The organism is Pseudomonas sp. YuFO8, from assembly GCF_035065025.1.
GTDB classification, from domain to species: Bacteria; Pseudomonadota; Gammaproteobacteria; order Pseudomonadales; family Pseudomonadaceae; genus Aquipseudomonas; species Aquipseudomonas putida_AE.
The window spans coordinates 98,094-117,973 of sequence record NZ_JAXDEQ010000019.1; the positions used below are offsets into that span (position 1 = coordinate 98,094).

Consider the following 19,880-nt stretch of genomic DNA (forward strand, 5'->3'; position numbering starts at 1 on the left):
GTGCCTCTGGCGGGTGAATCACTGCCGCAGGTTTACCCGTGACCACTCTCCACCAGCCTGACTTGCCCAAACCGGCCATCCGCAGCGTGCTGATCGCGCTGATGCTGGCGATTTTCCTCGGTGCGCTTGACCAGACCATCGTTGCCGTGTCGATGCCGGCCATTTCCGCGCAGTTCAAGGACGTCAGCCTGCTGGCCTGGGTGATTTCCGGCTACATGGTGGCGATGACGGTGGCGGTGCCGATCTACGGCAAACTGGGCGACCTGTACGGCCGGCGCAAACTGATGCTGTTCGGCATGGGTCTGTTCACCCTGGCGTCATTGTTCTGCGGCATGGCCCAGAGCATGGAGCAGCTGGTGCTGGCACGCATTCTCCAGGGTATCGGTGCCGGTGGCATGATCTCGGTCAGCCAGGCGATCATCGGTGACATCGTGCCGCCCCGCGAGCGTGGCCGCTATCAGGGCTACTTCAGCAGCATGTATGCAGTGGCCAGCGTCGCCGGCCCGGTGCTGGGCGGGTACATGACCGAATACCTGTCCTGGCGCTGGGTATTCCTGATCAATCTGCCGCTGGGCCTGGGCGCGTGGCTGGTGGCCAATCGCACGCTGGTGGGCTTGCCGATTCCGCAACGCAAGCCGGTGATCGATTACCTCGGCACGCTGTTGATGATCATCGGGCTGACAGCCTTGTTGCTGGGCATTACCGAATTCGGCCAGGGCCATTCCTGGCGCAGTGTCGAAGTATTGGGTTTGCTGGCTTGCGCGGCGGCTGTGCTGGGCCTGTTCGTGCTGCATGAACGACGGGCGGCGGAGCCATTGTTGCCCATGCATCTCTTCGCCAACCGCAATGCCATCCTGTGCTGGTGCACGATTTTCTTCACCAGCTTCCAGGCCATCTCGATGATCGTGCTGATGCCACTGCGGTTCCAGAGTGTCACCGGTGCCGGTGCAGACGCCGCCGCCCTGCACCTGCTGCCGCTGGCCATAGGCTTGCCGATCGGCGCGTATTTCGCCGGCCGCCGTACCTCCATCACCGGTCGCTACAAGCCGATGATCCTGGGCGGCGCCCTGCTCATGCCGCTGTCGATTCTGGGCATGGCGTTCAGCCCGCCCCAGGCCTTCTGGTTGAGCAGCCTGTTCATGCTGCTCTGCGGGATCGCCTCGGGCATGCAGTTTCCCACCTCGCTGGTCGGCACGCAGAACTCGGTGCAACAGCGGGACATCGGCGTCGCCACCAGCACCACCAACCTGTTCCGCTCATTGGGCGGTGCGGTGGGCGTGGCCTTGATGTCGGCGCTGTTGCTGGCGTTGCTGCAGGATTCGAGCTTCGCCCATCTGGCCGGCGCTTCGCTGCTGGCCGAGGGTCATTCGGGGAATGTTTTGCTGGACGGCCTGAACGCCACGCCGGGGGAGGCACAAAATGCCTTGCGCGCTGAATTGCTGCTGACGTTCCGGCATTTGCTGATGATCAGCGCGGCGGTATCGCTGCTGGGGCTGGCGGCGGCGATTGGCATGCCGAACATGTTGTTGCGCGGACGCGAGGACAAGGTTCTGTAGGAGCGTGGCTTGCCCGCGAACCAGACGCCGCGGTGTGTCTGTAATACCGCGTTATCGTTGTTCGCCGGCAAGCCGGGCTCCTACAGGTCTGCGATATCAAGGGCTGTAATACCCCACAGCCACCAGGAAATGCCCAACCTTTTTCAGGTAGGCATGCTTGTTCTCGACCTTCCCGGTCACCGGGTTTTTCCAGCGGTACTCATACTCGCCGTAATCCTGTTTCGCGATCAACGCCAGCATCGGTTCACCCACCGGCTTGCCATCCGGATCCCTGATCATGCTGAAATCAGTGTTGATCAATCGCAGGTTAGTGCCATGGGCCACGTAGCGCCCGGTATTGATGTCGACGACAAAGACATACAGGTCATCCTGCAGATATCCGCCCTTCAGGGAGTTGATCGCCGCCAGGGTGCCCTTCTCGTCCTTGGCCAGGTCGGTCGCCGCCTTGTTCAGCAAGGCCATGGCCTGTTCCGCCGAGGCCCGGGGCAGGTAGTAGCCGACCGCGAGAATGCGCTGGCCGACGCGCTGATAGTAGACATGCTTGCGCTCCACCTTGCCGTCGGACCAGTTCTGCCAACGGTATTCCGCTTGCTGGATGCCATTGCCCTCGGGCGTTTTCAGCGCCTCCTTGAAGGCCTTCTGCAGATCCGGCCCGAGCACATCCGACACATCGCGGCCAATCAGCGCCGCCGAAGGCCCGCCGCTGGCGAGCATCACACCCTGGGTATCGACCACGAAGACATAGCGGTCCTGATCGACGAACTCGCCCTGGCGGCTGAACGCGGCGAAGGCCTTGTCGCCATTGTCGTGGTAGTAGGCCAGGGCCTTTTCGAGCAAGGCGATGGCGGCCTGGCTGTCAGCCTTTTCCGTCTCAGCCGCTTGAACCTGGCCCAGGCACATCAGCAGCATGCCGCATAACCAGGCCAACTTGTGCACAACTCCCATGGCGCGTCCCTCGTTCTTTTTTGGTGTTTCAAGAGCGTAGACGGCAATGGCGTGGGTGCGGGAGGGATTCATTCCCGGCGAACCGGGAATGAACCAGGGTTTACTGGCGAGTGCGCAACTGCTGCTGCAGGTACTGGATCTGCGCTTGCAGGGAATTGATGGTCCGGGTGACCTGGCTGCGGAACGCATCGAACTCCGCCAGGTTGGCGCTTTGAGAAGCGCCCGAACGGTTGTCCTGCTGGCTTTTGAGGACAACGATGTCCTGCTCCAGACGGTCGATGGCGGCGCCTGGATTGCCCTGTTTCTTCAGCGCCGTGATGTCAGCCCCCAGGCTTTTGAGCTGCGCATCGAATTTTTCGGTGTCCGCCGGGGTTTCCTTCAGGGTGGTCAGTTCAGCGCTCAAGGCTTTGACCTGCGCCTGCAATTGCGTATCGGCATTCTGCTGCTCGGTGTACTGGGCGGTCATCTGGGCCAGGCGCTTGTCGAGCTCGCTGGTTTGCGCGGTCATCTGCGCCAGGCGCTTGTCCAGGTCCGAGGCCTGGCCGGCGACGCCCAGCTGTTGTTTGCCCTGGTCCTGCAACTGGTTTTCCAGCTGTTTGATTTGCAGCTTCAGCGCTTCGCTGTCGCTGGTGACGTTAGTCTGGCTGGCGACCACCTTGCCGGAAATATCCTGCAGGCGCCCCGCCGCTTCTTCACTGATACGCGCAAAGCTTTCCTGGGTCGCCACCAGCTGTTGCTCCATCAGCGAAATCTGCTGGAAGCTCCACCAGGCAAGGCCCGCGAAGGCAAAGAACAAGGCGCCGACCAGGGCCCACAACGGCCCTGTGCTCGCCGCCTTGACCCTGACCGCGGGCGGTGTGCGCGAATGCACGGTGGTGCGGGTGGTCTTCGGGTAATCATCGTCATCGAGGATGTCTGCACGCAGGCTCGGTACATCGTCGAAGTCATCGTGGGCATCGTTACGCATGGACATTGAGTCAACCTTTGTGAAACACGGTGATGGCTTGATGCGGCGCAGTATAACCCCCCATGGCCGCATCGATTGACCCCGGACCCGAACCTCGGTTCAGTGCGGCAGGTATCAGCGAAGGTCCTGGGCCTTCCACCAGGCGCAGAATTCATCGAGCGCCGTCCAGAGACTGACCTTGGGGTCGTAGTCCAGATAATGCCGGGCGCGGCTGATATCCAGGGTGAAATTCTTCTTCATGACCTGCATGCCCAGGCGCGACAGGGTCGGTTCGGGACGTCCCGGCCACAGCTTGCAGAACCCCTCGTTGAGCGCCGCGACGCTGTAGCCCAGGCCGTAGGAACGGTAGCGCGTCACTTGTGGGACTTCCATCCTGCGCATCACGTAATTGACCACGTCCCACAACGGGATCGGCGTTCCGTTGCTGATGTTGTACACCTTGCCCAGGGCTGAACCGCTGGCCAGCAAACTGCTGAGCAAGGCTTCATTGAGGTTTTGCACACTGGTGAAATCGACCTTGTTCAAGCCGTTGCCGATGATCGCCAGGCGCCCCTTGCGCTGCATGTTCAGCAGCCGCGGGAAGATGCTCATGTCACCGGCACCGGTGACGAAACGCGGACGCAGCGCCAGGGTTTCCAGGCCAAACTCCTGGGCACCGAAGACTTTCTGCTCAGCCAGGTACTTGGTCGCGGCGTACGGATGCTTGAAGCGTTTGGGCACTTGTTCTTCGGTCAGCCCCAGGTGATCGCGGCCATCGAAATAGATCGACGGCGACGACAGATGCACCAGCCGCCGCACCCGCTGCTTCAGGCAGGCTTCGACCACGTTTTCGGTGACCTGGACGTTGCCCAGATGAAAGTCCTGATAACGCCCCCACAATCCAACGGCACCGGCGCAATGCACCACGGCCTCAACCTCGGAACACAGGTCGTGGGCCAGGATCGGATCGCTCAAGTCGCCCTGGACGAACTCGGCGCCACGGCGCACCAGGTGCTCGACACTTTCGGCCCGGCGACCGTTGACCCGCACGTCCAGGCCCTGCTCCAGGGCGAATCGCGCAAAGCGCCCGCCAATGAAGCCGCTTGCGCCGGTGACCAGAATTTTCATGAAGTATTCCTTCGGATACAGCTGCGAGATTCAAGCTTCAAGCTGTAAGTTAAATATGATGCGCAGGTTGTTCTCTTGCCGCTTGCAGCTTGACGCTCAAATCTGCCCGAAGGGCACTAGACATTGCCTCGACGCCTGCACCAATTGCTCGGTCAACAACCCCAGCAACTGACCGCCATTGCGCCAATGATGCCAGTACAGCGGCACGTCGATCGGTTTATCTGGCAACAACTCCAGCAAAATGCCGCGTTCCAGCTGCTCGCGCACCTGCAGTTCCGGCACCAGGCCCCAACCCAGCCCGGCCTCGGTGAGGCGAATGAACCCTTCGGACGAGGGGCACAGGTGGTGTTCGAAACCACCATCGACGCCCAGGGACGCCAGGTAGCGATGCTGCAGGAAGTCGTCCGGGCCGAAGACCAGCGCCGGGGTTCGGGCCAACTGATCGGCACGCACGCCGTGAGGAAAGTGCCGCGCAATGAACGCTGGGCTGGCCAGGGCCCGATAGCGCATGGCGCCGAGCAATACGCTGCGCGCACCGGCTACCGGGCGCTCGCTGGCACACAGACACGCCGCGACTTCGCCGGCGCGCATGCGCTTGAGGCCGACGGTCTGGTCTTCGACCACCAGGTCCATCAACAGGTGTTGCTCTGCGCAAAAATCCCCTACCGCCCGGGCCCACCAGGTCGCCAGGCTGTCGGCATTCAGGGCGATCCGCAGGCGTTCGGGCAGGCCCTCCTCGTCCAGCGCCGGCACCAGCGTCTGCAAATCCCGCTCAAGCAGGCGCACCTGCTGCACGTGGTTGAGCAAACGCCGACCAATCTCGGTCGGTGACGGCGGCGTACCCCGCACCAGCACCGGTTGACCGACCCGCGCCTCGAGCAGTTTGATCCGCTGGGAAATGGCCGATTGCGACAACCCCAACACCTGGGCCGCCCGTTCGAAACCGGCCTGCTCGACCACCGCGGCCAGGGCAGAAAGCAATTTATAGTCGAACATCAGTTTTCCTAATGAGCGATCAGCAATATTGGTTTTTCTTATACAGGCTCGTACTGGAGAATGGCTAGTAAGAACTCTCCAACAAGGACCACCGATATGGCTGGTGAAACGTCATTGGCAACGCTGCTGCGCAGCATGAGCCCGCAACTCAACGCCGGCGACTACGTGTTCAGCACCCTGGGCGACGGCCAGTTGCCGGCGGGCCTGGACATCGTCGGCAGCTTTCGCGAGCAGGAAGGCCTGACCGTGATTCTCGAACGTTCCCAGGCTGAACAGGCCGGTTTCAGCTACGACTACGTCGCCGCGTGGATCACCCTGAACGTGCATTCGGCCCTCGAAGCGGTCGGCCTTACCGCGGCGTTCGCCACGGCCCTGGGCCAGGCAAGCATCAGCTGCAATGTGATCGCCGGTTATTACCACGACCATTTGTTCGTCGGCCAGGCCGATGCCGAGCGCGCCATGCAAGTGTTGCGCGACCTGGCGGCGAACGCGGAGTAAAAGCCATGTGGCAAAGTTATGTGAACGGCCTGCTGGTGGCCTTCGGCCTGATCATGGCGATCGGCACGCAGAATGCATTTGTGCTGGCGCAAAGCCTGCGCCGCGAACATCACCTGCCGGTGGCGGCACTCTGCGTGGCCTGCGACGCCTTGCTGGTGGCCGCCGGTGTATTCGGCCTGGCGACGGTGCTGGCACAGAACCCCACCCTGTTGGCCATCGCCCGTTGGGGTGGCGCGGCGTTTCTGTTGTGGTACGGCAGTCAGGCACTGCGCCGCGCCTGCTCGAAGCAGAGCCTGCAACAAGGTGAAAACCAGACCGTGCGTTCGCTGCGCGCGGTAATGCTCAGTGCCCTCGCGGTGACGCTGCTCAATCCCCACGTCTATCTGGACACTGTGTTGCTGATCGGCTCCCTCGGCGCCCAGCAAACAGAACCCGGCGCTTACGTGGTAGGTGCGGCGAGTGCTTCATTGCTGTGGTTCTTCACCCTGGCGCTGGGTGCGGCGTGGCTCGCGCCATGGCTGGCTCGCCCGAGCACTTGGGGTATTCTTGATCTGTTGGTGGCCGTGATGATGTTTGCCGTAGCACTGCAGCTGATCACCGCTGGTTGAATTATTCCAAACGGCTCTGGAACCTCTATTCCACACAGTTGTTGCGTGGTTATGCCGCCACCCCGGTGCTATGATCCGAATCCCTGCGCCGCAAAGAGTACAAACTCCCCGGCGCTTGTTTGGCCGCCCGTGATCGGCCTTGCGCTCACCGCAACAGACCTGATTAGGAGAATCATCATGGCTTTCGAATTGCCGCCACTGCCGTACGCACACGATGCCCTGCAGCCGCACATCTCCAAGGAAACCCTGGAGTTTCACCACGACAAGCACCACAACACCTACGTCGTGAACCTGAACAACCTGGTGCCAGGCACCGAGTTCGAAGGCAAGACCCTGGAAGAAATCGTCAAGACTTCCTCGGGCGGCATCTTCAACAACGCCGCTCAAGTGTGGAACCACACTTTCTACTGGAACTGCCTGGCGCCAAACGCTGGCGGTCAACCAACCGGCGCGCTGGCTGAGGCCATCAACGCAGCCTTCGGTTCGTTCGACAAGTTCAAGGAAGAGTTCAGCAAGACTTCCATCGGCACCTTCGGCTCCGGCTGGGGCTGGCTGGTGAAAAAGGCTGACGGTTCCCTGGGCCTGGCCAGCACCATCGGTGCCGGCAACCCGCTGACCAGCGGCGACACCCCGCTGCTGACCTGCGACGTCTGGGAACACGCTTACTACATCGACTACCGCAACCTGCGTCCGAAGTACGTCGAAGCGTTCTGGAACCTGGTCAACTGGAAATTCGTGGCTGAGCAGTTCGAAGGCAAAACCTTCACCGCTTAAGTCGATGCCCCAAAAAAACCCGGCTTTCATGCCGGGTTTTTTGTGGGTGCAGAAAATGAAGACAATAAAAAACCCGCTGACGAATCAGCGGGTTTTTTATTTGGCAGCCACAGGATCAGAAATCCTCCAACCGCCACACTTCATAAGCCGGCGTCTCATAGGGGTGACTCTGTTTCAGAGCCGCCACCACCGAGCCAATCAACTCATCGGCCACCACAAGCTCGACCTTCCATTCCTCGACCCGTTCGACCTGCCCGGCCTCGCCAATGAACGGCGTACTGCCGTCCAGTGGACGAAACTGGCCCTGGCCCAACACCTGCCAGGCGCAGTGATCGTAAGCGCCGATCCGCCCGCCACCGGCAGCGAATACGGCGCTCTTGACCACTTCGACATGACTGTCGGGAACGAAGAAAGCGAGCTTGTACACAGCTATCAGTTAACCCACACGCGGGCATTACGGAACATACGCATCCAAGGCGCGTCTTCGTTCCAGTCTTCCGAACGCCACGAGTTCTGCACGGCACGGAACACACGCTCCGGGTGCGGCATCATGATGGTCACGCGACCGTCGCGGCTGGTCAAACCGGTGATCCCGCGCGGCGAGCCGTTCGGGTTGGCCGGGTAGCTTTCGGTGACCTTGCCGTGGTTGTCGACGAAACGCATCGCCACGCAACCGGACAGGTCGGCTTCCAGCAACGCTTCTTCGCTGGCGAACTCGGCATGGCCTTCACCGTGGGCGATGGCGATCGGCATGCGCGAACCGGCCATGCCCTGCAGGAAGATCGAGTTCGACTCCTGGATCTGCACCATGGCCACACGGGCTTCGAACTGCTCCGAACGGTTACGCACGAAGTGCGGCCAGAACTCGCTGCCCGGGATCAGCTCGTGCAGGTTGGACATCATCTGGCAACCGTTGCACACGCCGAGGGTGAAGCTGTCGTTGCGCTCGAAGAAGCCCTGGAACGCATCGCGGGCACGGCTGTTGAACAGTGCCGACTTGGCCCAGCCTTCACCGGCACCCAGTACGTCGCCGTAGGAGAAACCGCCGCACGCCACCAGGCCCTTGAACTCGTTCAGGTCGACACGACCGGCGAGGATGTCGCTCATGTGCACGTCGACCGCGTTGAAACCGGCGCGGTCGAACGCGGCCGCCATTTCCACCTGGCCGTTGACGCCCTGCTCACGCAGCACGGCAACCTGTGGGCGGATGCCTTTCTTGATGTAAGGCGCGGCGATGTCCTGGTTGACGTCGTAGCTCAGCTTGACGCTCAGGCCCGGGTTGTCTTCTTCCAGCAGCACGTCGAACTCTTGATCGGCGCAGTCGGCGTTGTCGCGCAGACGCTGGATCTGGTAGCTGGTCTCGGCCCACTGGCGTTGCAGCAGACGACGCTGGCCTTCGAACACGGTGTCACCGTTGAAGGTGATGTTGATCTGGCCATTGTTGATCGGCTGACCGATCACCGACACGCACTCGCCCAGACCGGCAGCGCTGAACTGCGCGAGGATGTCCGCGGTAGCGTCCTGGCGAACCTGGATCACGGCGCCCAGTTCTTCGTTGAACAGGATCGCGGCGATGTCGGCGGACGTTTCCGCCAGGCCGTCGAGGTTCAGGCTCAGGCCGCAGTGACCGGCGAACGCCATCTCGACCACGCTGGTCAACAGACCACCGTCGGAACGGTCGTGGTAGGCCAGCAGGTGACCGTCGGCGTTGAGGCCCTGGATCACCGCGAAGAAGGCCTTCAGGTCTTCGGCGTCGTCGACGTCCGGCGCCTGCTTGCCGAGCTTGCCGTGAACCTGCGCGAGGATCGAGGCGCCCATGCGGTTCTGGCCACGGCCCAGGTCGATCAGGATCAGGTCGGTGGTGCCCTTGTCCATGCGCAGTTGCGGGGTCAGGGTCTGACGGATGTCAGTCACTGGCGCGAAACCGGTCACGATCAGGGACATTGGCGAAGTCACGGACTTGTCCACGCCTTCATCGTTCCAGCGCGTGGCCATGGACATCGAGTCCTTGCCCACCGGAATGGTGATGCCCAGCTCAGGGCACAGTTCCATGCCGACCGCTTTCACGGTGTCGTAGAGACGTGCGTCTTCGCCCGGGTGACCGGCGGCGGACATCCAGTTCGCCGACAGCTTGATGTCGGAGATCTTGCCGATGCGCGAGGCTGCGATGTTGGTCAGGGTTTCGCCGATGGCCATGCGGCCCGACGCTGGAGCGTCCAGCAGTGCCAGCGGAGTGCGCTCGCCCATCGCCATGGCTTCACCGGTGTAGACGTCGAAGCTGGTGGCGGTGACGGCAACGTCGGCCACTGGAACCTGCCACGGGCCGACCATCTGGTCGCGGGCCACGAGGCCGGTGATGGTGCGGTCGCCGATGGTGATCAGGAAGCTCTTGCTGGCCACAGCCGGGTGATGCAGGACGCGCTCGACGCACTCGCCGATGTCCAGGGTCGACGGATCGAAATCGTCGCCCAGCTCGTTTTCACGTACCACCGAACGGTGCATGCGCGGGGCTTTGCCCAGCAGCACTTCGAGCGGCATGTCCACCGGGCTGTTGCCGAAGTGGCTATCCGTAACAGTAAGCTGCGGCTCGGCAGTGGCTTCGCCGACGACGGCAAACGGGCAACGCTCACGTTCGCAGATTGCCTTGAAGCGCTCGAAGTCGGCCGGGCCGACGGCCAGTACGTAACGTTCCTGGGATTCGTTGGACCAGATTTCGTGCGGGGCCATGCCCGGCTCGTCGTTTGGAATGTTGCGCAGTTCGAAACGGCCACCGCGGTCGCCGTCGTTGACCAGCTCCGGGAAGGCGTTGGACAGACCGCCCGCACCCACGTCGTGGATGAAGCTGATCGGGTTCTTGTCGCCCAGCTGCCAGCAACGGTCGATGACTTCCTGGCAACGACGCTCCATCTCAGGGTTTTCGCGCTGTACGGAAGCGAAGTCCAGGTCCGCCGAGCTGGTGCCGGTGGCCATGGAGGAAGCCGCGCCGCCACCCAGGCCAATCAGCATCGCCGGGCCGCCGAGCACGATCAGCTTGGAGCCGACGACGATCTCGCCTTTCTTGACGTGTTCTTCACGGATGTTGCCCATGCCGCCAGCCAGCATGATCGGCTTGTGGTAACCGCGCACTTCATCGCCGTGCGGGGTGCTGATCGACTGTTCGAAAGTACGGAAGTAACCGGTCAGCGCCGGACGACCGAATTCGTTGTTGAACGCAGCGCCGCCCAGCGGGCCTTCGATCATGATGTCCAGCGCGGTCACGATGCGCTCGGGCTTGCCGTACGGCACTTCCCACGGCTGTTCGAAACCCGGGATCTGCAGGTTGGACACGGTGAAGCCGGTCAGGCCAGCCTTCGGCTTGGCGCCACGACCGGTCGCGCCTTCGTCGCGGATCTCGCCACCGGAACCGGTGGATGCGCCCGGGAACGGGGCAATCGCGGTCGGGTGGTTGTGGGTCTCGACTTTCATCAGGATGTGCACCGGTTCCTGCACCGCGCCGTACTGGCGGGTTTCAGGGTCCGGGAAGAAACGCCCGGCCACGGAGCCGACGATCACCGAAGCGTTGTCCTTGTATGCCGACAGAACGCCTTCGCTGTGCATCACGTAGGTGTTCTTGATCATGCCGAACAGGCTTTTTTCCTGGCTCTCGCCGTCGATGTCCCAACTGGCGTTGAAGATCTTGTGACGGCAGTGCTCGGAGTTGGCCTGGGCAAACATCATCAGTTCGATGTCATGCGGGTTGCGCTTCAAACCGACGAAAGCGTTGACCAGGTAGTCGATCTCGTCTTCGGCCAGGGCCAGGCCCAGCTCGGTGTTGGCTTTTTCCAGCGCGGCGCGGCCGCCACCCAACACGTCGATCGCGGTCAGGGGCTTGGGTTCGGCGTGGCTGAACAGGCCGGCGGCCTGTTCCAGGTTGCCCAGGACGATCTGGGTCATGCGGTCGTGCAGTGCATCGGCAATCAGCTGGGCGTCAGCATCGCTGAACTGGCCGGCGACGTAGAAGGCAATGCCGCGCTCCAGGCGCTGGATCTTGCCCAGGCCGCAGTTGCGAGCGATGTCGCTGGCCTTGCTCGACCATGGCGAGATGGTGCCGAAACGCGGCAACACCAGGAACAGACGACCGGTCGGTTCCTGGACCGGAACACTTGGACCGTACTTCAGAAGGCGCGCCAGCACCTGCTGTTCGTCGCCGGTCAGGACGCCGGTAACTTCGGCGAAGTGAGCGAATTCAGCATACAGGCCGCTGACAGCCGGAACCTTCTGGCTCAGTTGCTCAAGGAGCTTGCTGTGGCGAAAGGCAGAAAGGGCAGGAGCGCCGCGCAGGATCAACATCTTCGGGACAGCCTCGGGAAGGGGTGTGCTTTGAGGCCGTGCATTCTAGCCTAAACAGCCCGCGACAGCACCCGAAACGCTACGCACGGTTGCACTCGGGTGTCGATCTGTGTTTCTGCCCCGAGAGTCAGGTTAACCGGACGTGTAACGACAGCTTATTTTTACTGTATCAAAATGCACAAAAGGTCCATTCCTGCGGGCTTTCGGCCGGTTTTTCGATCGCTAGCAGATAGGCCCTTCGCTGTCGAGATATGGCGCCCGTGGTCCTTTGCGTATACTGCGCAGATGTTTTCCCCAACGGCTTTGCGTCCGCGGTACGCCAAATGGCTGATCGCAACCGGACTCTTCCTGATGCTCAGTGGCTGTGTTGATAAACCCAACACACTGGAGCGCGTAAAGGAGGATGGTGTGCTGCGGGTGGTTACCCGGAACAGCCCCGCCACCTACTTTCAGGATCGCAACGGTGAAACCGGCTTCGAATACGAGCTGGTGAAGCGCTTCGCCGACGATCTGGGGGTCGAGCTCAAGATCGAGACGGCCGACAACCTCGACGACCTGTTCGACCAGGTGGGCAAGCCCAATGGCCCGGTACTGGCGGCCGCCGGCCTGGTCAGCAGTGAAGCGCGCAAGAAGCAGGTGCGGTTTTCCCACTCCTACCTGGAAGTCACGCCGCAGATCATCTACCGCAACGGCAAGTCGCGCCCTACCGACGCCAAGGATCTGGTCGGCAAGAAGATCATGGTGCTCAAGGGCAGCACCCACGCCGAGCAGCTCGCACAGCTGAAACAGAAATTTCCCGGCATCGAATACGAAGAATCCGACGCGGTCGAGGTCGTGGATCTCCTGCGCATGGTCGACGAAGGTCAGATCGATCTGACACTGGTCGACTCCAATGAAGTGGCGATGAACCAGGTGTACTTCACCAACATCCGGGTCGCCTTCGACCTGGGGGATGCCAGCAACCAGAGCTGGGCCGTGGCCCCGGGCGACGACAACAGCCTGCTCAACGAGATCAACGAGTACCTCGACAAGGTCAAGAAGAACGGCACCCTGCAACGCCTCAAGGACCGTTACTACGGGCATGTCGATGTGCTCGGCTACATGGGCGCCACCACGTTTGCCCAGCACTTGCAGCAACGCCTGCCCAAGTACGAACAGCACTTCAAGGCGTACGCCAAGAAAGAGAAAGTCGATTGGCGCCTGCTGGCGGCGATCGGCTATCAGGAGTCCCTGTGGCAACCGACCGTGACCTCCAAGACCGGCGTGCGCGGCCTGATGATGCTGACCCAGAACACCGCGCAGGCCATGGGCGTGTCCAACCGCCTCGATCCGAAGCAGAGCATCATGGGCGGCGCCAAGTACCTGGCCTACATGAAAGAACAGTTGGACGATTCGATCCAGGAACCGGATCGCACCTGGTTTGCCCTGGCCGCCTACAACGTCGGCAGCGGTCACCTCGACGACGCCCGCAAGCTGGCCGCCAAGGAAGGGTTGAATCCGGACAAATGGCTGGACGTGAAAAAGATCCTGCCGCGCCTGTCCGAGAAGAAGTGGTACAGCAAGACCCGTTACGGCTACGCCCGTGGCGGCGAACCGGTGCATTTCGTGGCGAACATCCGTCGCTACTACGACATCCTGACCTGGGTCACGCAGCCGCAGCTTGAAGGCGATCAGGTCGCCGAGGGTAACTTGCATGTGCCCGGCATCGACAAGTCCAAGCCGTCCCAGGAACCTGCCCCCCTCTAACATCTACCACCAAACAACTGTGGGAGCCAGCCTGCTGGCGATAGCGGTTCATCATTCAACATCTTTGTTGACTGACTCGCCGCAATCGCCAGCAGGCTGGCTCCCACATTGGTTTTGTGTTGTTGCTCAGGCCTTGGCAGCCGCCAGAATCAGCGCCTTCATCTCCGACACCGCCGATTTGAACCCCACAAACAACGCATGGGCCACCAGCGCATGGCCGATGTTCAATTCGTTGATGCCCTTGATCGCCGCCACCGCCTCGACGTTGTGATAATGCAGGCCGTGGCCGGCATTGACGATCAGGCCTTGAGTCAGGCCGAACGCTACGCCATCGGCGACGCGCTTGAGTTCTTCAGCCACTTCGGTCGGCGTCTCGGCGTCGGCATAACGCCCGGTGTGCAGTTCGATGGCTGGCGCACCGACGCGACGCGAGGCCTCGATCTGCCGTTCGTCGGCATCGATGAACAGCGACACTTCCGAACCGATCTTCGACAGGCGCTCCACCGCGGCCTTGATCCGCGCTTCCTGCCCCGCCACATCCAGCCCGCCTTCGGTCGTCAGTTCCTGTCGGGTTTCCGGCACCAGGCAAATATGCGCCGGGCGAATACGCTCGGCGAACTGCATCATTTCCTCGGTGACGCCCATTTCGAAGTTCATGCGGGTTTGCAGCACGTCCTTGAGCAGCAGCACGTCGCGCTCCTGGATGTGCCGGCGGTCTTCACGCAGGTGCACGGTGATGCCGTCAGCGCCCGCCTCTTCCGCATCCAGTGCTGCCTTGACCGGGTCCGGGTAGCGAGTGCCCCGGGCCTGACGCAGGGTGGCAACGTGGTCGATGTTTACGCCAAGAAGAATGCGGGTGCTGGTGGTCACGGAAGCGCTCCAGAATCAGAAAAAGTTCGGTGCACAGCATACGGGGAGACTACGGCTTGCGAAACAGCTCGCGACTGACCAGAGGCCGGCCACCCAGGTGAACGGCCAGCGCCTGGCGCATCAGACGCTTGGCCGCCGACAACGCACCCGGTGCGCTCCAGTCAGCTTCAGCCATGGCCAGCAGCTCCGTGCCATTGAACAACCCGGGCTGCAGCAGATAGACCCGCTCCAGGCCCGCATCCACCTGCAAACGGTAAAGACCGTCTGGCGCAACGGGTTGGTCGTGGATATCGGTTTTCAGTGAAAAACCGTAGCCCAGGTCATCCAGCAAGCGCCATTCGAACGAGCGCAGCAACGGCTCCAGCGGACGGCCTTCGGCCAAGGCCAGCAAAGTCGCGGCATAGTGATCGAACACTGCGGGGAAAGGGTCTTCGGCAGGCAGCAGGCGAATCAACAGCTCATTGAGATAAAGCCCGCTGAACAGCGCCTCGCCGTTGAGCCAGGTGGCGATGCCGGCACTCTCCATGCGCCCGACGTTCTTCAGCTCGCCCCGCCCGCGAAACTCGACCTCCAACGGCACAAACGGGCGCGCCAGCGTCCCGGCCTTGCCCCGCGCGCTGCGCAACACCGCCCGCAGCCGACCTTGCGGCGTGAGGAAGTCCACCAGGGCGCTGCTTTCGCGGTAGGCACGGGAGTGGAGGACGTAGGCGGGTTGGGGGATGGGTTGGGACATGGAGATCAGAGCTCTCAATGAATAAACGCAGTTTTACAAGCAACCCAAAACCAATGTGGGAGCGGGCTTGCTCGCGAAAGCGGTGTAACAGTCAACATCAATGCTGAATGTTACATCCTCTTCGCGAGCAAGCCCGCTCCCACAGGGTTTTGCTGTGTATCTGAAGCCCCAGTTACAGGTCGCCGTAACCCAGCGAACGCAAGGCGCGCTCGTCATCGGACCAGCCACCCTTCACCTTCACCCACAGGTTGAGCATGATTTTGGAGTCGAACAACAGCTCCATGTCCTTGCGCGCTTCGGTGCCGATGCGCTTGATGCGCTCGCCCTTGTCGCCAATGATGATCTTCTTCTGGCCATCACGCTCGACGAGGATCAGGGCATGGATGTGCAGGGTCTTGCCCTGCTGCTTGAACTCTTCGATTTCAACGGTGATCTGGTACGGCAGCTCGGCGCCCAGCTGGCGCATGATTTTCTCGCGTACCAGCTCGGCGGCGAGGAAACGGCTGCTGCGGTCGGTGATCTGGTCTTCCGGGAAGAAGTGATCGTTTTCCGGCAGATGATCAGCGATGACCTTTTCCAGCGCGTCGAGGTTGTGCCCGTGCTGCGCGGAAATCGGGATGATCTGCGCGTTCGGCAGCTGCTCCTGCAACCAGCTCAGGTGCGGCATCAGCTCGGCCTTGTCTTCGATGCGATCAGTCTTGTTCAGTGCCACGATCAGCGGGCCGGTCACGTACTGGACGCGCTCGAGGACCATCTGGTCTTCGTCGGTCCACTTGGTGCGATCGACCACGAAGATCACCACGTCGACGTCTTTCAACGCCGCCGAAGCGGTCTTGTTCATGTAGCGGTTCAGGGCCTTCTCGCCACCCTTGTGCATACCAGGGGTGTCGACGTAGATCGCCTGCACATCGCCCTCGGTCTTGATGCCGAGCATGTTGTGACGGGTGGTTTGCGGCTTGCGCGAGGTGATCGCCAGCTTCTGGCCGAGGATGTGGTTGAGCAACGTGGACTTGCCCACGTTCGGACGGCCGACGATGGCAACATAGCCACAGCGTGTTGCGTTTGTATCAGTCATTGCCATTCTCCACACCCAGGGCAATCAGTGCTGCGGCGGCCGCTACCTGTTCGGCAATACGACGGCTCACACCCTGACCTCGGCTTTTTTCATTCAATAGGATGATTTCACATTCGACGAAGAACGTCCGGCAATGCGGTTCACCCTGGATATCCACCACTTCGTAACGCGGCAGCTCGCAACCACGGGACTGCAGGAATTCCTGCAGGCGGGTCTTTGGATCTTTGTTGGTGTCGACCAGAGTCAGGCCTTCGAACTCTCCGGCCAGCCAGGCCAGCACGCGCTCGCGTGCCACTTCCATGCCAGCGTCCAGGTAGATCGCACCAATCAGCGCTTCCAGGGCATCGGCCAGGATCGACTCGCGACGGAAACCGCCGCTTTTCAATTCACCGGAGCCCAGGCGCAGGTATTCGCCCAGGTCGAAACCACGGGCCAGTACGGCCAGGGTCTCACCTTTGACCAGGCGTGCGCGCAAACGCGACAGCTGGCCTTCGCGGGCCAGCGGGAAGCGATCGAACAAGGCCTCGCCGGCGACGAAGTTGAGGATGGCATCACCGAGGAATTCCAGGCGCTCGTTGTTACGCCCGGCAAAACTGCGGTGAGTCAGGGCCAGGACCATCAGTTCCTGATCCTTGAAGGTGTAGCCGAGCTGACGCTCGAGACGGCTTAAGGAGACGCTCACGGTTTACCCACGCTGAGTTCGTGGTTGGATTCCACCGCCATCGCCGTGAGTCGGCGCAGGCTTGGGACAATTAACGCTGTGTTCAAAAATAACGTCCTGAATATCGTTGTTTTCATGCAACTGTCGCCGATTGTACCGACTCCAGAAATGCATTCGGCGCTGTGTTCAACAGCGCCGTGTTTGATTACTGGATCAGGCCAACCCGCGAGAAATTCGGCAGGTGACTGAGTTTGGGTTCCGGCCAGCTCATCCAGACTGCGAAGGCCTTGCCGACGATATTCTTGTCGGGAACCATGCCCAGCAGATCCTTGGGAATGGCTGGATCATCCCAGTAGCGACTGTCGTTGGAGTTGTCGCGGTTGTCGCCCATCATGAAGTAGTGCCCGGCTGGCACGGTCCAGGTACGGTCCGGCGTTGCGCGGTAGCGGCTCATTTCCTTGCGGATCAGGTGCTCGGCGACACCGAGTTTTTCCTTGTAGAGCTCGGCGCTGCCCAGCGTGCCCGGCTCGGAGCCGACCAGCTTTTCGGCAATCGACTCGCCGTTGACGAACAGACGCTTGTCCGCGGTGTACCGCACCGTGTCGCCCGGCAGCCCCACTACACGCTTGATGTAGTTGACGTTCGGATCGCTCGGGTAGCGGAACACCATCACATCGCCACGCTGTGGCTCACCGACTTCGATGACTTTCTTGTCGATCACCGGCAAGCGGATCCCATAGGAAAACTTGCTCACCAGGATGAAGTCGCCGACGTCCAGGGTCGGTTTCATCGAGCCGGACGGGATCTGGAACGGTTCCACCAGGAACGAACGCAGCACCAGCACGATGAACAACACCGGGAAGAACGACTTGCCGTATTCAACCAGCAGCGGTTCCTTGCTCAGCTTCTCGACCACCACCCCGTCAGGCTGGCTGACGCTGCCCTGATAGGAAGCGATGGCGGCACGCCGACGCGGTGCCAGGATCAACAGATCGAGCAACGCCAACAGGCCGCAGACGAACACGGCGATGACCAGCAACAGCGGGAAATTTAGTGACATAGGACCTAACTATCCAACCTGAGCACGGCAAGGAAGGCTTCTTGTGGAATTTCCACGTTGCCGACCTGCTTCATGCGTTTCTTACCGGCCTTTTGCTTTTCCAGCAGCTTTTTCTTACGGCTGACGTCACCGCCGTAGCATTTGGCCAATACGTTCTTTCTGAGCGCCTTGACGGTTGTACGCGCCACAATCTGCCCGCCAATGGCGGCCTGGATTGCCACGTCGAACATCTGCCGCGGAATCAGTTCTTTCATCTTCTCGGTCAACTGGCGACCTTTGTAGTGCGCATTGTCACGGTGCACGATCAGCGCCAGGGCGTCGACCTTGTCGCCGTTGATCAGCACGTCCAGTTTCACCAGACTAGCCGATTGGTAACGATCGAAATGGTAATCCAGCGAAGCATAGCCGCGACTGGTGGATTTCAGGCGATCGAAGAAGTCCAGCACCACTTCGTTCATCGGCAAGTCGTAGGTCACCTGGACCTGGGAGCCGAGGAACAGCATGTCGACCTGCACGCCACGTTTTTCGATACACAGGGTAATGACGTTACCCAGGTGCTCTTGCGGCACAAGGATATTGGCGCGCACGATCGGCTCGCGCATGTCTTCGATCGACGACAGATCCGGCAATTTAGACGGGTTATCGACGTAGATCGTCTCACCGGTCTTGAGCAGCAGCTCGAAGATTACCGTCGGCGCCGTGGTGATCAGGTCCAGGTCGTACTCGCGCTCCAGGCGCTCCTGGATGATTTCCATGTGCAGCATGCCGAGGAACCCGCAACGGAAGCCGAAGCCCAGGGCGTCGGAGCTTTCCGGGGTGTACTGCAGCGACGAGTCGTTCAGGGTGAGCTTTTGCAGGGCTTCACGGAAGTCTTCGAAGTCGTCGGAGCTGACCGGGAACAGACCGGCGTAGACCTGCGGCTGAATGCGCTTGAAACCTGGCAGCACATCGACGTCCGGTGTCGAGCTCAAGGTCAGGGTGTCACCTACCGGTGCACCGTGAATGTCCTTGATACCGGCAATGATGAAGCCCACTTCACCGGCCTTCAGGTCGACGGTAGCGGTGTGTTTCGGGTTGAACACGCCCACGCTGTCCACCAGGTGGATCTTGCCGGTGGACTTGACCAGGATCTTGTCGCCCTTCTTCACGCGACCGTGGCGCACGCGCACCAGGGACACGACGCCCAGGTAGTTGTCGAACCAGGAGTCGATGATCAACGCCTGCAGCGGATCTTCGATGTTGCCGGTTGGCGCAGGAATGGTGGTAACCAGGCGCTCCAGCACTTCATCGACGCCCAGGCCGGTCTTGGCACTGCAAGTGACCGCGTCGGTGGCATCGATGCCGATGATTTTTTCGATTTCTTCTTTGACGCGGTCCGGATCGGCCTGTGGCAGGTCGATCTTGTTCAGCACCGGCATCACTTCCAGGCCCTGCTCGATCGCCGTGTAGCAGTTGGCAACCGACTGTGCCTCGACGCCCTGACCGGCATCGACCACCAGCAGCGCGCCTTCACAGGCGGCCAGCGAACGGCTCACCTCATAGGTGAAGTCAACGTGGCCGGGGGTATCGATGAAGTTCAGCTGGTAGGTGACGCCATCGCGAGCCTTGTAATACAGCGTAACGCTGTGCGCCTTGATGGTGATCCCGCGCTCACGCTCAAGATCCATGGAATCCAGTACCTGGGCTTCCATTTCACGCTCGGCCAGGCCGCCGCACATCTGGATGAAGCGATCGGCCAGCGTCGACTTGCCATGGTCAATGTGGGCGATGATGGAGAAATTGCGGATATGACTCAAATCACTCACGGATCAACACTCAAAAAGGCTGCAGGCATAGCCCGCCGAAAAATAGCCGGGAATTGTACCTGATCCACGGCGCAAGCGTCACGTTTGCAGGCCAGACGGCCCGTACAAAAACGCCCCGGTCTGGTGACAGGGGCGTTTTTCATCATCGGC

At 61.2% G+C, this 19,880-nt stretch carries 17 protein-coding genes; 5 read left to right on the top strand and 12 right to left on the bottom strand.

Going from position 1 to position 19,880, the window contains the following annotated elements:
• The first annotated feature begins 38 nt into the window (after positions 1–38).
• Entirely contained in the window at positions 39–1,556 is a 1,518-nt protein-coding gene (locus SOP95_RS18310; protein WP_323607845.1) for an MDR family MFS transporter, read from the top strand.
• A 96-nt stretch (positions 1,557–1,652) separates the two neighbouring features.
• On the opposite strand, the gene SOP95_RS18315 is transcribed toward SOP95_RS18310, so the two are convergent.
• The 4 genes from SOP95_RS18315 to SOP95_RS18330 all read right to left on the bottom strand — a co-directional run bounded on the left by SOP95_RS18315 (position 1,653) and on the right by SOP95_RS18330 (position 5,571).
• Positions 1,653–2,501 carry a cache domain-containing protein gene (locus tag SOP95_RS18315; protein WP_323607857.1) on the bottom strand — a complete coding sequence of 283 codons (849 nt, stop codon included), beginning with the start codon at positions 2,499–2,501 and terminating at the stop codon, positions 1,653–1,655.
• 100 nt (positions 2,502–2,601) lie between these two features.
• Positions 2,602–3,474: an ATPase gene (locus SOP95_RS18320; protein WP_323607846.1), complete on the bottom strand. Its 873-nt coding sequence runs from the start codon at positions 3,472–3,474 to the stop codon at positions 2,602–2,604.
• A gap of 108 nt (positions 3,475–3,582) precedes the next feature.
• On the bottom strand, positions 3,583–4,575 hold the full coding sequence (locus tag SOP95_RS18325; protein ID WP_323607847.1) for an NAD-dependent epimerase/dehydratase family protein: 993 nt from the start codon (positions 4,573–4,575) through the stop codon (positions 3,583–3,585).
• Between the two features lie 96 nt (positions 4,576–4,671).
• Positions 4,672–5,571 (bottom strand): LysR family transcriptional regulator ArgP, encoded by a 900-nt coding sequence (locus tag SOP95_RS18330; RefSeq protein ID WP_274074309.1) that lies wholly within the window; start codon positions 5,569–5,571, stop codon positions 4,672–4,674.
• A 96-nt stretch (positions 5,572–5,667) separates the two neighbouring features.
• Between SOP95_RS18330 and SOP95_RS18335 the strand changes: the two genes are divergently transcribed.
• The 3 genes from SOP95_RS18335 to SOP95_RS18345 all read left to right on the top strand — a co-directional run bounded on the left by SOP95_RS18335 (position 5,668) and on the right by SOP95_RS18345 (position 7,451).
• Positions 5,668–6,069, top strand: a complete 402-nt coding sequence (locus SOP95_RS18335) for an ACT domain-containing protein (protein ID WP_323607848.1) — start codon at positions 5,668–5,670, stop codon at positions 6,067–6,069.
• Between the two features lie 5 nt (positions 6,070–6,074).
• Positions 6,075–6,677 (top strand): LysE/ArgO family amino acid transporter, encoded by a 603-nt coding sequence (locus SOP95_RS18340; protein ID WP_323607849.1) that lies wholly within the window; start codon positions 6,075–6,077, stop codon positions 6,675–6,677.
• A 177-nt stretch (positions 6,678–6,854) separates the two neighbouring features.
• Complete coding sequence (locus tag SOP95_RS18345; RefSeq protein ID WP_274074306.1) at positions 6,855–7,451, top strand: superoxide dismutase; 597 nt, start codon at positions 6,855–6,857, stop codon at positions 7,449–7,451.
• 115 nt (positions 7,452–7,566) lie between these two features.
• Here the strand turns inward: SOP95_RS18345 and SOP95_RS18350 are convergent, their stop codons facing one another.
• Both SOP95_RS18350 and purL read right to left on the bottom strand, forming a co-directional pair.
• Positions 7,567–7,878 (bottom strand): Nif3-like dinuclear metal center hexameric protein, encoded by a 312-nt coding sequence (locus SOP95_RS18350; protein WP_274074305.1) that lies wholly within the window; start codon positions 7,876–7,878, stop codon positions 7,567–7,569.
• Between the two features lie 5 nt (positions 7,879–7,883).
• Positions 7,884–11,780 carry a phosphoribosylformylglycinamidine synthase gene (purL, locus tag SOP95_RS18355; RefSeq protein WP_323607850.1) on the bottom strand — a complete coding sequence of 1,299 codons (3,897 nt, stop codon included), beginning with the start codon at positions 11,778–11,780 and terminating at the stop codon, positions 7,884–7,886.
• Between the two features lie 285 nt (positions 11,781–12,065).
• Between purL and mltF the strand changes: the two genes are divergently transcribed.
• Entirely contained in the window at positions 12,066–13,526 is a 1,461-nt protein-coding gene (gene mltF, locus SOP95_RS18360) for a membrane-bound lytic murein transglycosylase MltF (RefSeq protein ID WP_323607851.1), read from the top strand.
• Positions 13,527–13,652: 126 nt separating this feature from the next.
• Here mltF and pdxJ read toward each other — a convergent pair whose 3' ends face one another.
• The 6 genes from pdxJ to lepA form a co-directional block, all read right to left on the bottom strand.
• On the bottom strand, positions 13,653–14,396 hold the full coding sequence (gene pdxJ / locus SOP95_RS18365) for a pyridoxine 5'-phosphate synthase (protein ID WP_323607852.1): 744 nt from the start codon (positions 14,394–14,396) through the stop codon (positions 13,653–13,655).
• Positions 14,397–14,445: 49 nt separating this feature from the next.
• On the bottom strand, positions 14,446–15,129 hold the full coding sequence (gene recO, locus SOP95_RS18370; protein WP_323607853.1) for a DNA repair protein RecO: 684 nt from the start codon (positions 15,127–15,129) through the stop codon (positions 14,446–14,448).
• Between the two features lie 172 nt (positions 15,130–15,301).
• Positions 15,302–16,204 (bottom strand): GTPase Era, encoded by a 903-nt coding sequence (era, locus tag SOP95_RS18375; RefSeq protein ID WP_020799458.1) that lies wholly within the window; start codon positions 16,202–16,204, stop codon positions 15,302–15,304.
• Complete coding sequence (gene rnc, locus SOP95_RS18380; protein ID WP_018927089.1) at positions 16,197–16,886, bottom strand: ribonuclease III; 690 nt, start codon at positions 16,884–16,886, stop codon at positions 16,197–16,199. The genes era and rnc overlap by 8 nt, the downstream gene beginning before the upstream one ends.
• 184 nt (positions 16,887–17,070) lie before the next feature.
• Positions 17,071–17,925 (bottom strand): signal peptidase I, encoded by an 855-nt coding sequence (lepB, locus tag SOP95_RS18385; RefSeq protein ID WP_180205237.1) that lies wholly within the window; start codon positions 17,923–17,925, stop codon positions 17,071–17,073.
• A 5-nt stretch (positions 17,926–17,930) separates the two neighbouring features.
• On the bottom strand, positions 17,931–19,730 hold the full coding sequence (lepA, locus tag SOP95_RS18390; protein WP_046818874.1) for a translation elongation factor 4: 1,800 nt from the start codon (positions 19,728–19,730) through the stop codon (positions 17,931–17,933).
• Positions 19,731–19,880 lie beyond the last annotated feature (150 nt).

What these genes read in the sequence shown, in the direction of transcription:
- SOP95_RS18315 (WP_323607857.1), bottom strand. Translation starts at nt 2,501, where the DNA reads ATGGGAGTTGTGCACAAGTTGGCCTGGTTATGCGGCATGCTGCTGATG.
- SOP95_RS18320 (WP_323607846.1), bottom strand. Translation starts at nt 3,474, where the DNA reads ATGTCCATGCGTAACGATGCCCACGATGACTTCGACGATGTACCGAGC.
- SOP95_RS18325 (WP_323607847.1), bottom strand. Translation starts at nt 4,575, where the DNA reads ATGAAAATTCTGGTCACCGGCGCAAGCGGCTTCATTGGCGGGCGCTTT.
- SOP95_RS18330 (WP_274074309.1), bottom strand. Translation starts at nt 5,571, where the DNA reads ATGTTCGACTATAAATTGCTTTCTGCCCTGGCCGCGGTGGTCGAGCAG.
- SOP95_RS18335 (WP_323607848.1), top strand. Translation starts at nt 5,668, where the DNA reads ATGGCTGGTGAAACGTCATTGGCAACGCTGCTGCGCAGCATGAGCCCG.
- SOP95_RS18340 (WP_323607849.1), top strand. Translation starts at nt 6,075, where the DNA reads ATGTGGCAAAGTTATGTGAACGGCCTGCTGGTGGCCTTCGGCCTGATC.
- SOP95_RS18345 (WP_274074306.1), top strand. Translation starts at nt 6,855, where the DNA reads ATGGCTTTCGAATTGCCGCCACTGCCGTACGCACACGATGCCCTGCAG.
- purL (WP_323607850.1), bottom strand. Translation starts at nt 11,780, where the DNA reads ATGTTGATCCTGCGCGGCGCTCCTGCCCTTTCTGCCTTTCGCCACAGC.
- mltF (WP_323607851.1), top strand. Translation starts at nt 12,066, where the DNA reads ATGTTTTCCCCAACGGCTTTGCGTCCGCGGTACGCCAAATGGCTGATC.
- recO (WP_323607853.1), bottom strand. Translation starts at nt 15,129, where the DNA reads ATGTCCCAACCCATCCCCCAACCCGCCTACGTCCTCCACTCCCGTGCC.
- era (WP_020799458.1), bottom strand. Translation starts at nt 16,204, where the DNA reads ATGACTGATACAAACGCAACACGCTGTGGCTATGTTGCCATCGTCGGC.
- lepB (WP_180205237.1), bottom strand. Translation starts at nt 17,925, where the DNA reads ATGTCACTAAATTTCCCGCTGTTGCTGGTCATCGCCGTGTTCGTCTGC.